The sequence below is a fragment of the Lawsonibacter celer genome, from assembly GCF_014281125.1.
Lineage (GTDB): Bacteria > Bacillota > Clostridia > Oscillospirales > Oscillospiraceae > Lawsonibacter_B > Lawsonibacter_B celer.
The window spans coordinates 55048-67237 of the sequence record NZ_JACOEA010000005.1; the positions used below are offsets into that span (position 1 = coordinate 55048).

Consider the following 12190-nt stretch of genomic DNA (forward strand, 5'->3'; position numbering starts at 1 on the left):
GCGTTAACCCCAACTGTCGGCGCTCTGAGTCTCGTAGCCGATGAATACCTCGTCGCCCTCGTTCAGGCCGCTGAGAATCTCCGCGCGGGTGGTGTCCGCCAGACCCACCTCAACGGGCACGGCCCAGAAGCCCTCCGGGCACTCCCAGGCGGGGTCGGGCTCAGCAATGCCGTTCTCCGGCATGGTATCCGCCTTGACAAATACGATGGTTGCGGTGCCGTCGCCCGAGGAGCCGCCCGGCCGACCGCCGGAGCCGCCGCCGATGGACACAGAGCCGCCGCTTGACGATATGACCATTCCCAGGCTGCTGGGCGCCGCACCGCCGGTATACGCCTCGGGCACGGGCTCCGCCAGGTCGCCGTCCGTAATGGCGCCGTCCTCCATCATTCCGTCATCGCCCGCCATGCCGCCCGTGTCGGCGAGGGTGACGTATTTGACGGCCTGAATGGGCACGGTGAGGCAGTTGTCCGACTGGCTGGCCACAAAGGAGTAGCTGACATACATATTGCTCATGAGCAGGCCGTCGGGGTTATCCACCTTGACAACGGCAGGGAAGGTGGCCACGCCGTTTTCGGCGTTGGCGATCTGGGAGACCGACTCCACCACGCCGCCAAAGTAATTGCCGTACTGGTCGATGTCCACCCACATGCCGGGCTTTACGTACTGGATGTTGCGCTCATCCACCTTAATTTCAATGGTCATCACGCTGGTGTCCGCGATGGTGATGGCCTGACCGCTCTGCACCTCGGTGCCGGCCACCAGGCTGCACGCCAGCACAGTGCCGGAGATGGGGGCCACCGCGTTGTGGTTGGCCAGCCCCTTCTGGGCCTCCGTCAGCTTATCCTGCGCAGTCTTCAGCGCCTCCTGGGCGGACTGGAGCGCCAGCTCCTTGGAGGCGATCTCCTCGTCCTGGTCCTCCTCGCCCAGCTGCACCAGCAGCGCGCCCGCCTTTACGTCGGCGTAGTTCATCAGATTGATGCTCTCCACCGGGCCGCGGGCCTTGGCGGTGATCTCGGTGGTCTCATAGTATTCCAGCTTGCCGTTTTCGTAGGGATAGATGGCTGTGCCGTCGGCCGCGGTAATCGCCGCCGAGGCGTCCATCCCCTCGGTGAGGGTACCGGGATTGTCCAGAACCAGAATGACCTCGAACATCACGCCGCCCTCAGGCACCACCCGGCGCACATAGTTGACCTGCTCCACCTTGCCGGAGCGGGTAGCCATGACGGCGGGAATGGAGATCTGTACGCTCTGCCCCTTGGAGATCTGCCCCTCATAAGCGTAGCTGTAGTAGAGGGACAGGCGCAGCTTGGTGTCGTTGACCAGGGTGGCGATCTTGTCGCCCACGCTTACGTCGTCCCCCCGCTTCAGGCTGGCCACGTCCATCAGCTTGCCCGCGTGGGGGGCGGTGATGGTCAGGTCCGCGATGGAGTCATACACCGCCTGCAGCTCCTTCTGGCAGTTGGTCACGGTCTTGGCCGCGTCGTCCACCGCCTTCTGGGCGTCCGACACCGCTTTCTGGGCCGCGGTGTCGTCCATGGTATAGAGGGGCTGCCCCTCGGTGACCTGGTCGCCCTCCTGCACAAAGACCTCCAGCACAGTGCCGCCGCTGGTGGGCGTAATGGTGGCCGAGTCCTTGGCCTTGGTGGTGCCGCTGCCCTCCACGGTGCTCTGGATCGAGCCGATGGAGACAAAGTCGGTCATAGCCGTGCCCTTGCTGGTGTCCTCTTTAAAAATAAAAAGGTAGAGCACCACGGCCACCGCGATGGCGACGGCCGCCAGGATGATGATCGTCAGGGCGATGCGCGCGCCGCGGCTCATGCCCTTTTTTTTCTTCTTTTTCGGTCCCCCCGTGCCCGGCGTGACCGCCGGCGTATCCAGGACAGGGGTCTGCACTTCTGCCATTTGTCCGTACCTCCTAATATTGACCTTGTTGTTATTGTACCACAGCGCCGCCGCGCTGGAATTACAAACCAGTGACAAGTTCTTAATGAATCCTTAAGATTTTTTCAGGTGCTTTTTAGACGAGTGGAAGGAGGAATAAGTTGCACGCTTTCGTACAATTTTTTTGCCTCTCCTTAAATAAATAAAAAAGTACTGTTTCAAGGACCACCCCCCTGCTCTATCATACAGGCCGAAGCCGTCGAAATAAAAAAGTTCGGGGTGGGCGGAACCTTTTGCCCGACTGTTCCGTCTAATAGAAAACGGGCGGAAAAACAGCTTGCTCCAGCTATTTTACAGCTTTGTTACAAATCGCGGGAAGCGGTTGACGGGAAGGGAAAGTTGTTTTATCATGCTCACAGAGGCAAGGGGAGTTATACGCCCCTGTTCGGCAATTTGAACAAGGCAGATAGCGTCCCCACTCAAATTTTAAAAGGAGGAATATCCAAATGAGAAACCTCAAGCGGACTCTCAGCTTGGTTCTGGCCGCCGCCATGCTCGTTGGCATGATGGTCGTCAGCGCCAGCGCTGCGAGCAAGGATTTCAGCGACTCTGCTGAGATCAAGAACACCGAGGCCGTGGATGTGATGGTTGCTCTGGGCGTGCTCGAGGGCACTAACAAGGGCGACTTCAACCCCACCGGCATCCTGACCCGTGAGCAGGCGGCCAAGATCATCTGCTATATGATGATGGGCCCTGCCAACGCTGAGAAGCTGTCCAACAACAGCACGATCTTCAGCGACGTAGCGGCCAACCGTTGGTCTGCCGCTTACATTGCCTACTGCTCCAACCTGGGCATCCTGGCCGGTACCGGCAACGGCAAGTTTAACCCCGAGGGTGAGCTGACCGGCCTGACCTTTGGCAAGATGCTGCTGGTGGCCCTGGGCTATGACGCCAAGATCGAGGGCTATGTGGGCAAGGACTGGGCCACCAACGTGGCCGTGGACATGGTCTCTGCCGGCATCGATGTGAGCGGTATTACCCTGTCTGATCCTCTGAGCCGCGACAACGCCGCCCAGATGGCTTTCCAGACCCTGACCGCCAACATGGTTCGCTACTCCAACAAGGGCACTGAGGTCACCACCTCCGACGGCACCACCATTGTGATTGGCGCCTCTGATGCCGCCGCTATTGCGGTTGCTGATGCCAACAACTATGCCGGCACCGCTACCGGCGCTGATGGCCTGGGTTATCAGCAGTTCTGCGAGAAGTACTTTGACGAGCTGAAGAAGGTTCCCGCCGACAACGATGATTTTGGCCGTCCCGGCAGCACCTGGAAGTTCGAGAACAAGGATGTTACCTTCTCCAGCAAGGCTCCTGTTGTTGCCTTTAACGCTTCTACCAAGGCCGCTGACGTCGCCAAGGCTCTGAACGGCTACTACATTGACGACAATGCCAGCACTACCAACGTGAAGGTCAACAACACCACGAAGTATGTTACCGGCACCAATGCGCTGACTGCCGCTGTGAACGTCTACGCCAACAGCAAGTCTACCACCGCTACCACTCTGGCCATCGACGGTACTGGCACCGGTAAGACGATTGCCGAGGCGATTGCCGCTCTGACTGCCAATGGCAAGCTGGTGGAGATCTTTGCCAACAAGGATAGCGTAATTACCGATATCGTGGAAGTGACCTACACCGTGGCTAAGGTCAACGGCGTGACCACTGCTAAGGACAAGGTGACCTACACCTTCTCCAACAGCGTGCCCGCTGGTATTGACTATGTGGACGACAGCAACGACGATACCATTAAGATCAATGGTAGCATCTCCAAGGGCGACTATGTCACCGCTGTGAAGCCCACTGGCAGCACTGTCCTCTATGTTTACCCCACCACCAATATTACCGGCACCCAGACTTCCAAGACCAACGACGGTAAGGTTACCATCTCCGGCACTCAGTACACCGTTGGTTCTGGTGTAACTAACGTTGCCACCTTTAACAACGGCAGCAAGGATTTTGTGTACTACATTGACCAGTACGGCTATCTGGTTGCCACCACCTCCACCGCCGCCTCCACCGATTACGCTTTCGTGATCGATGTCAACGGCAAGCTGTCCACCACCATTGACGGCACCACTCCCTCCGTGGAAGCCCGCATTATGCTGGCTGACGGCACCCTGGGTGTGTATACCATCGACGTGGAGAAGCTGAAGACTGGCGATGCCCGGATCGGCACCACTTCTGCCAACGACAGCGTTACGCTGGCCGCCGGCGACTATGTCGTCAAGGGCACCAACATCTGTGTCTATGATGCAGGCTCTACCAGCACTGCTACTGCTGTTACTGGTCTGGCCGACTACATGGAGACCAAGGCCTTTGGTTACACCATGAGCAGTGATACCATTAAGCTGGAGACCCTGACCGATCTGCCCGCTAACAGTTCTGCGACTTCCAACGACACCGTGTATGCCGCTACCCTGTCCGGCAATGTGACCAAGGATACGACCAAGTACACGGCGAACACCGACAAGACCGTCCTGGCTGACAAGAACACCAAGTTTGTGGTGTACAATGCCAACAAGAAGACGGTCGCCGTCTACACCGGTTCTTCCAACCTGCCCACCGCCGCTACCGGTACCGGCTATGCTGTTATGAAGACCGGCAGCACCAGAAACCTGGGCACTGCGTCTGTGGTCTTTATCTCTACGGCCAGCGGCTTCAGCGCGGATGCCACTAAGGACTACGTGTACATTGACGCCACTAAGTTCTCTGAGACTCTGGTGGACGGCGAGACCAAGTACGTCTACACCGGTACCTACGCCGACGGCACCACCGTTGAGCTGGCTCCCGGCGATAAGATCGGCACTGGCGTTGCCTCCGACTCCGGCCTGTTCACCTATGACGAGAACAAGAAGGTCAACACCACCGCTCTGGCCACTACCTCCAGCACTTCTGTGACCAACACTTACTACCTCTACGATGCCACTCTGGTAGTCAGCGGCGACCTGCTGGGCGCTGGCAGCGACTACTACAACATTACCGAGGACACTCAGGTTGTCTATATTAACAGCGATCTGTCCGAGGTTAATGGCAACGGCGGCTTCGTGGTCCTGGCTGAGAAGGACGGCGCCGCTACTTCCAATGTGGCTGCCATCTTTATCACCGTCGACTAATTATCGCATACAAAAACTTATCCTAGATAAGTTCAGAGGGACGACCCATTCAGGTCGTCCCTCTGTTTCTCTTTTATTTAATTGCCAGGTATCGCTGTTCCAGGCCAGTGTCATTGTGGTAATCTCCTTGGATCTCAAAGCCCTCTTCTACAATTTGTATATTGCCGTCGACGTTGTTGCTCTCTGCAAAAAAGCGGTGGCAATAAGCTCCGAATACAAGCGTCAGCAGACCCCTGGTATAATCACTCACCTGTTTTTGACCTGAAATGATAAGCACTTGTGGTGTAAAGGGAAGTGAAATGGTGCGGCTGGCTGAGCCGTCTCCTACATAGCTACCCACAGCGATTCGTTCTGATGCCAATACCCCCAATGCTTCATCAATCTTGGCAAAATTTTCGTTAAAATCTGTCCGTAAAAAGCTGTCCTCCGGGTCCCACTGGTGCAAGCCGTAATTGGTCGTTTCTGTTGCCATATATACATTCCTCCTCACCACTTCCGGCCCGGAGCGGTTTGGATGTACGTCTTTCCAGGTAGGGCTCCCATCCTGCCTTTTTGCGGAAAAAAGTACAAAACAACGGTCTTTTTTCTGCAAAAAGGCAGGCCTGCCGCCACGCTCCGCCAAGCGTGCAACAAAAGGCGGGTGGGGGGCCTCTGATAAAGGGAGGTTATATTTATGGCGGGTTATACAGACAACTATCAATTACACCAGTGGGAACCGGGGGACGATTTTTTACGAACAGACTTTAACGAGGACCTTGCCAAAATTGACGCGGAATTGCAGAAAACCGCTCAATCAGTTCCAAGAGTAGCAGTGGGGACTTATGTAGGCGACGGCACGTACGGTAGCGCAGGAGCAAGCAACCTGACCTTTGACTTCAAACCCACGCTGGTGCTGCTGTTTTGTCCCGGTGACAGCAGCCGGCAGGCGGTCTGTTTGCCAGGAACGAATGGGAATGCCAAGGCTTTTGGAGCGAATAATTCCCAGGTGTACGTTACTTGGTCGGGAAATACAGTCTCCTGGTATTCACCCGACAGCAAGCAGGCACAGTTCAACGACACCAGCACGACTTATTATTATCTGGCGGTATAGGAGAGACCCTCCGGCAAAAGCCGGAGGGTCTCTTTTCATAAAAGGCTTCGCTTTCTGCCCCTGTCAATTAGGTGAAGGAAACAGCACCCACACCGTCAGCAAAGACAGTGAACTTGTAGGTCTCGCCATCAGCCAGGGAAGGATAGGTGACGGAAGCAGTGCCGTCAGCAGCCTTCGCATTGGTCAGAGTGAGAGAGCCAGTGGTCACAGCACCGGTGGCGGTAATGGTGACCTCAATGGCGTCGCCGGCTTTGATGCCGGTAGTCTTGCTCAGAGACACGTTGGCGTTAGAAATGGTGGGAGCGGCCGCGGTCAGAGTGGCGTTCACGCTGTTGGTCAGGTTGTTCTTCACATCAACAACCAGCAGCTCCAGCTCGCCGGAGGTATTCACCACAGCGATGACGTTGTCCATGTAGATGGAGCCGCCGAACTTGTTGGCCAGGACCACCTCGCCGGAATCCTTGCCGATCTCGTCAGCCTTGGAGGCGTTGGAGTCCACATACAGGTACTTGGTGTTGCTGGTGACCTTGTACTTGTTGGAGGCATCGGCGGTGCCGTCTAGGAAGAGGTAATCGCCTTCCTTACCAGCCACATAAGCGACACCGTCAGCACCAGCCATGGAAGGAGCAGTCAGACTAATCTTGGACACGCCAGTGATGTAGTCGCCATCAATGGTATCGTAGGTCAGGATATCGCCCTTCGCCACGGTGGTAGCGCCCTTGTCAATGACGGTCAGGTTGCTCTCGCCGTTCCAGATGGTGTAAGTGGTGTAGCTGGAGGACACCGTGTAGGAAGCGGAGGTGACATAGGCGTAATTCACGTTGCCGCTGGTCACGCCCAGGTCGGCGGCCTTACCGTTGAAGATAACGCCGGCATAGGACACGCGGGTCAGGCCGTTCACCACGGAGGTGTAGGAGCCGGAAGCGGTGGTGGAAATCTGGTTGTTGCCAGCGCCCAGAATGGAGCTGGCCAGGTTCTTGAACTGCTTGCCGGTGATGACCTTGCCGCCGTCGGTGGATTTCACAAAGATCACAGCGTCATCGGCGACATTATTGCTGTTTACGGTAGCAACCTTGCCGCCGGCGCCAGCCGCGACAGTTCCGTCAGCAGCCCAAGTGTAATCGCTGCCGATGGTCGCGGCGGCGGCCAGCTTGAAGCCCTTATCGGTTTCAGTGTAGGTATACATCTCGCCAGAGGCGGCGGCAACACCAGCGCCGTCAATGGTCACAGTCTCGATGGTGCCGTCGGCATGCATCACCATAGCCTTGTTGGTCAGCATCTCGGTGTCGGTAGCCAGAACCATGATCAGGTTGGCAATATCGGCGGAAGAAGCATCCACAGAGCCGGAAATCACAACGCCGTTCACCGCATAGAACTTGTAGGTGACATCAATATTCATGGTCTCGCTGTTCTTGGCATACCAAGCACCATCCACACGGACACAGGAGGTGGTGTTGATGGTCTTCACGCCGTCAACCGCACCGGAGATAGCGGAGACCTCGGTGATGTCCTTCTTATCCTCGGCAATATTGTACACGATGGTCACATAGTCGTTCTTGGCGATGCCGTCGGCGATATTGTGATCCGCCTGCTTATAGGTGGTGCCGCCGGCAATAATCTCGGTGGAAGAAGCATAGGTCACCTTGGCGGCGGCAACAGTGGTAACAACAGCGCCGTCATACTTGTTGTCGCCGTCGTTATCGATCAGCTTGAAGGTGTTGAAGGAAGTAGGAGCGACCGCTAGGCTCAGGCCAGCGGCGTACACACCATCGGTAATGGTGTACAGGCCGGAGGAGGCCAGCTTGTACTTGGCACCGTCAATCTTGATCTCGGTGCTGGAGACAGACTCGATCTTATTTACGTTGGCTTCGATAACGTTGTTGGTTTCGTCAGCGAACACGCCGTAAACCTGAGTCTGACCATTAACCATCTTGTAGACTACACGGACATTCTGGCCCAGCAGGTCAGCATAGTTGCCCTCAACCTTGGCGAAGTCCTTCTTAGTTTTCGCATTGGCGTCAGTGCCGGAGGTCTCAAGGGTGTAGGTGCCCTTATTGTCCAGATCCACAAGCTTCAGAACAGCAGAGTCAGTAATAGTAGCACCAAACTTCTCAGTCAGGATGCTCTTAGCAACAGTACCATCATTATTGAGCGCCAGGTTGTAGCCCTCAGTAATCTGGCCGGTCTGCTGGTTCTGAGACCAGGAGCGGACCATCATAGCAGCCTGAATACCATTCCAGATCATCTGGGCGGCGTTGTCGCGGGTCAGCTGCGCAGAGGAGGTGATGTTCAGCCCATCATACAGCTTAGCCTGGTTGGCGTACACGTCGGTGTTGATCTGCCAAGAACCGCCGGTCAGCTTAAACACGTCGGCCTTGTAGCCGATGGCGACCAGCAGCATCTTGGCGGCCTCAGCGGCGGTAACAGTCGCGTTGGGGTCGAAAGTGCCGTTGCCGCGGCCGGAGATGACGCCCACAGCGTCACTGGTGCAGTATTCGATGTAGCTCTCAGCCCAGTGACCCTTAATGTCGCTGAAGCTGGGCTTGTCTTTGACACCCAGGACAGGATCCTTGCCGCCGTGCAGGGCGACAGTAATCATCTTGGCCATCTCGGCACGGGTGACGATCCCGGTGGGATCAAAGTAGCTGCCGTCCTCCTTGCCGTTGATGACACCAAGGGTCACCAGGACAGAGACGGCCTCATTGTTGACGATCTCATCCTTATCGGTGAAATCGTTGGAGCCCGCAGCACCGGCGCTGACAACCATCATGCCGATGAGCATGGCGGCGGCCAGGACCAGACTGAGAGCACGCTTGAGGTTTCTCATTTGGATATTCCTCCTTTTAAAATTTGAGTGGGGACGCTATCTTCCCTGTCTAAATTGCCAAACAGGGGCGTATAACGCCCCTTGCACCCATCAAATTGGTTGCTGAAGACAAATGTTTTAATTAGAAATGCGACTGTTTCCCTTTTGAAAGTTCCGGTGGTAGACATTTGGTAGACAGACTTTCTGATTTGAACAATATAAAACCCGCAAATGGCTGCAGGGCAGTCACTTGCGGGTTTGGCTTGGTAGACTTTTGGTAGACATTCTCCTCAATTGCAGGCGCAGAGGGATGGGATTGGCGCTTCAGGTGAAAGGAAAGCCTCTATTTTAGAACACGCGCTGTATGGGAGGGAGCAGAAAAGCGGGGCGTACCGTATAACGGTGCGCCCCGCTTTTACTTTTTTAGGGTAAATCCAGGCTGGATAAAGTCCGTATTGGCAGGGTAAATCTATGGAATCCTTCTCTGCACACGCTGCAGTTCAATGAGCGCCTTGTCACGGTACTTAATAATGCTTTCCACATCATTGCCAATCGCGGCGGGGCGGTGTGCCATCTCCTCATCCACGCCGTCGGCCACAACCAGATACTCCTTGGGAGCATCGGTACCGCAGTATTTCTGGGCCAGTGCACGCCAACCGCCGCCGGCCACGCCCAAGCCGATGGAGAGCAGCTGGCCACACAGAGGCAGACGCATACCGGGCCCGTACATAATGGCCTTGTCGATGTCCTCCACGCTGGCATAGCCGTTGTTGGCCAGATAGATGGCCGTCTCCAGGATCTGGCTGTTAATCCGCTGAACCAGATAGCCAACCTCATCCTTCAGGCAGACGACGGGAACCTTGTCCATCTCGCTGTAAATCTGTTTCGTAAAGTCTACCGTCTCCTGACTGGTCTGCTTTCCGACAACGACTTCAATCGTGGGCAGCAAGTGCGAGGGGTTGAAGGGATGTCCCACCACGATGCGGTCCGGGTAGAGTGCGCCCTCCTGGAGCGTACTGGTCATGATATTGGATGCGGAGCTGCCGATGACCACATCACGGCCGCAGGTCTCCTGCACTGTGCGGTAAATGCTGCGTTTGATCTCAAGACGTTCTGGCGCGGACTCCTGTACAAATACAGCGCCTTCTACTGCGGCAACCATGTCATTGGTATAGAACGCCAGAGAGGCAGCTTCCTCCGCCTGCTCCTTGGTGTATACGCCATTTTCCACAAAGGTGGTCAGGATCGCAGCAATGCGATCCCTGATAATGGCGAGGTCACAGGTGTCGTACAGCGCAGTCGGGTGACCGGTCAGTAAGGAGTTTGCCGCAAGACCAGCACCGATGAGGCCGCATCCAATAAAGGCAATCTTATCTTTTTTCATATGCTTCCTCCTACTACATGTCAAATGTTCCGAAGGTTCTGGGTTTATGCAAAGTACATGAAATCCTGCTGAGAAGCCATCCACATTTTTACTTATACACCAAGGTCGGCCGCACGGTCAAGAAATTTGAAGGTTGTTGGACATATTTTGAAATTTGTCAACGGACAAAAGTAGACATTTTTCGAAATGTGTCCATCATTGGGCGCGGCTGTTTACTTTTTGGCAGATTTCGCTGAAAATTGTAATATATCCTGCTCAAGTCTTTCACAACATCCACTACAAATTCTAAAGTAAAGGGTGCAATGCTATGACAAGGGAGAAAGAGATCCGTTATGGACGCGGAGTTGTGGGGCCCGATGTAAAGGTGGCCAAATACGAGCGCTTTGTATATCCGTTGGGGGATGGCGTCCAGGCTGTGGTCAGCCTGTTCATGTCAATGTATTTCCTGTTCTATGCGACCACCATCATGGGGATTGATCCTGCCATTGCCGGCACTATGACTCTGGTAGCTCGGATCTTTGATGCGTTAAACGATCCGGTAATGGGCCTGCTGGCCGACCGCGCCGACACCCGCTTCGGTACCTACCGGCCATTCGTTATCTTCGGCAGTTGGACCATTGGCGCTTCCATCATCCTGCTCTTTGCAATGCCTGCGGGGATCAGCATGACCGGCAAAATCATCTGGATGTGGGTATTCTACATTCTGGAGAATATGGCTGTCACCTTGGTGGGCATCCCCTACAAGGGCATGATGACCCATCTCACCAATGACGGTGCTGAGCGCGTGTTCATCAACCGCAACTGCTTGGTGTATTCTTACATGTTTGCCTTGGTGGGTGCCATTGCCGTGCCCATGATGATCGGTGTCATGAGCAACCTTTATGGCGAGGATTCCGGCATGCCCTATACCATCAGCATCTGCATCATCATGGTTATCTGTTGCACCCTCTTCACCCTGGTGGGTATCACGGTCAAGGAGCGCAAGTTCACCGTCGCCAAGCTGGACGGCGGCGTGGACAAGCCCAAGATCTCCGATTCTCTGAAGCTGCTGTTCAAAAACAAGTATTGGTACATCATTACGGGATGCGCTCTGTTCAACTACTTCATCAGTGGCATCAATACCACCGTCACTTTGTACTACACCAACTATGTCCTAAAGGCTGGCGCCATCCTGAGTATGATCACCATGGTCGCCAACTTCGGCATCCCCATGCTGGTCATGCTGATTGTCCCGCGCTACACCGTGAAATGGGGTAAGCGGAAGATGGGGGTCATCGGCATTCTCATCGCCGCTGCCGGCATGGGCCTGCGTCTGGCCGCCGGCATGGACGCCCCGGTGTTGGTCTATACCATAGGCCTGTTTCTGTTTAACGGCGGCATTGCCTCCTACACCACCTGTCAGGCGCCCGGCATGATGGACTGCATCGAGTACTCGGAGTGGAAGTTCGGCGTGCGCAACGACGGCATTATCATGTCCGGCTACCTGATGGCCTCCAAGGCCGGCCCCGGTTTGGCCAGCGCCTTGGTCGGCTTTGCACTAAAAATGATTGGATTCGACAAGGCCTTGGCCGCCACCGATGTGGCGATGCAGCACGGTATCTTCAACTGTGCCGTGCTGATGCCCCTGTGCTTCCTCGGCGCCTTCTTCCTTTGGATGCTCCTCTGGGACCTGGATAAGAAGCAGCCCAAGATCCGTGCCGAGCTGGCGGAGCGCCGCGCCGCGGTCGCGGCTCAAATGAAGGAAGGACAGCAGGCGGACCGGATCATATGACAAAAAACGAAACTTGTCTACCATATTCTATACATATTGACTTTTTATTGAAAATTTTTAAAATAAAGCCAAACCATCCACA

7 protein-coding genes are annotated in these 12190 nt (G+C 55.5%); 3 read left to right on the forward strand and 4 right to left on the reverse strand.

Translation table 11 applies throughout. The features are described from left to right. Positions 1 to 3: 3 nt before the first annotated feature. Positions 4 to 1902 (reverse strand): efflux RND transporter periplasmic adaptor subunit, encoded by a 1899-nt coding sequence (locus H9Q75_RS09375; RefSeq protein ID WP_186566424.1) that lies wholly within the window; start codon positions 1900 to 1902, stop codon positions 4 to 6. A 485-nt stretch (positions 1903 to 2387) separates the two neighbouring features. Between H9Q75_RS09375 and H9Q75_RS09380 the strand changes: the two genes are divergently transcribed. Beyond that, entirely contained in the window at positions 2388 to 5057 is a 2670-nt protein-coding gene (locus tag H9Q75_RS09380) for an S-layer homology domain-containing protein (protein ID WP_186566426.1), read from the forward strand. Between the two features lie 73 nt (positions 5058 to 5130). Here H9Q75_RS09380 and H9Q75_RS09385 read toward each other — a convergent pair whose 3' ends face one another. After that, positions 5131 to 5529 (reverse strand): hypothetical protein, encoded by a 399-nt coding sequence (locus H9Q75_RS09385; RefSeq protein ID WP_186566428.1) that lies wholly within the window; start codon positions 5527 to 5529, stop codon positions 5131 to 5133. A gap of 201 nt (positions 5530 to 5730) precedes the next feature. Here H9Q75_RS09385 and H9Q75_RS09390 point away from each other — a divergent pair, with 201 nt between their 5' ends. Then, positions 5731 to 6147 carry a hypothetical protein gene (locus H9Q75_RS09390; RefSeq protein ID WP_186566638.1) on the forward strand — a complete coding sequence of 139 codons (417 nt, stop codon included), beginning with the start codon at positions 5731 to 5733 and terminating at the stop codon, positions 6145 to 6147. A 67-nt stretch (positions 6148 to 6214) separates the two neighbouring features. Here the strand turns inward: H9Q75_RS09390 and H9Q75_RS09395 are convergent, their stop codons facing one another. Continuing rightward, positions 6215 to 8974 carry an S-layer homology domain-containing protein gene (locus H9Q75_RS09395; RefSeq protein ID WP_186566430.1) on the reverse strand — a complete coding sequence of 920 codons (2760 nt, stop codon included), beginning with the start codon at positions 8972 to 8974 and terminating at the stop codon, positions 6215 to 6217. Between the two features lie 448 nt (positions 8975 to 9422). After that, positions 9423 to 10337, reverse strand: a complete 915-nt coding sequence (locus tag H9Q75_RS09400; protein ID WP_186566432.1) for a 3-hydroxyacyl-CoA dehydrogenase family protein — start codon at positions 10335 to 10337, stop codon at positions 9423 to 9425. 307 nt (positions 10338 to 10644) lie between these two features. On the opposite strand from H9Q75_RS09400, the gene H9Q75_RS09405 reads away from it, so the two are divergent. After that, positions 10645 to 12108: an MFS transporter gene (locus tag H9Q75_RS09405; protein WP_186566434.1), complete on the forward strand. Its 1464-nt coding sequence runs from the start codon at positions 10645 to 10647 to the stop codon at positions 12106 to 12108. Positions 12109 to 12190 lie beyond the last annotated feature (82 nt).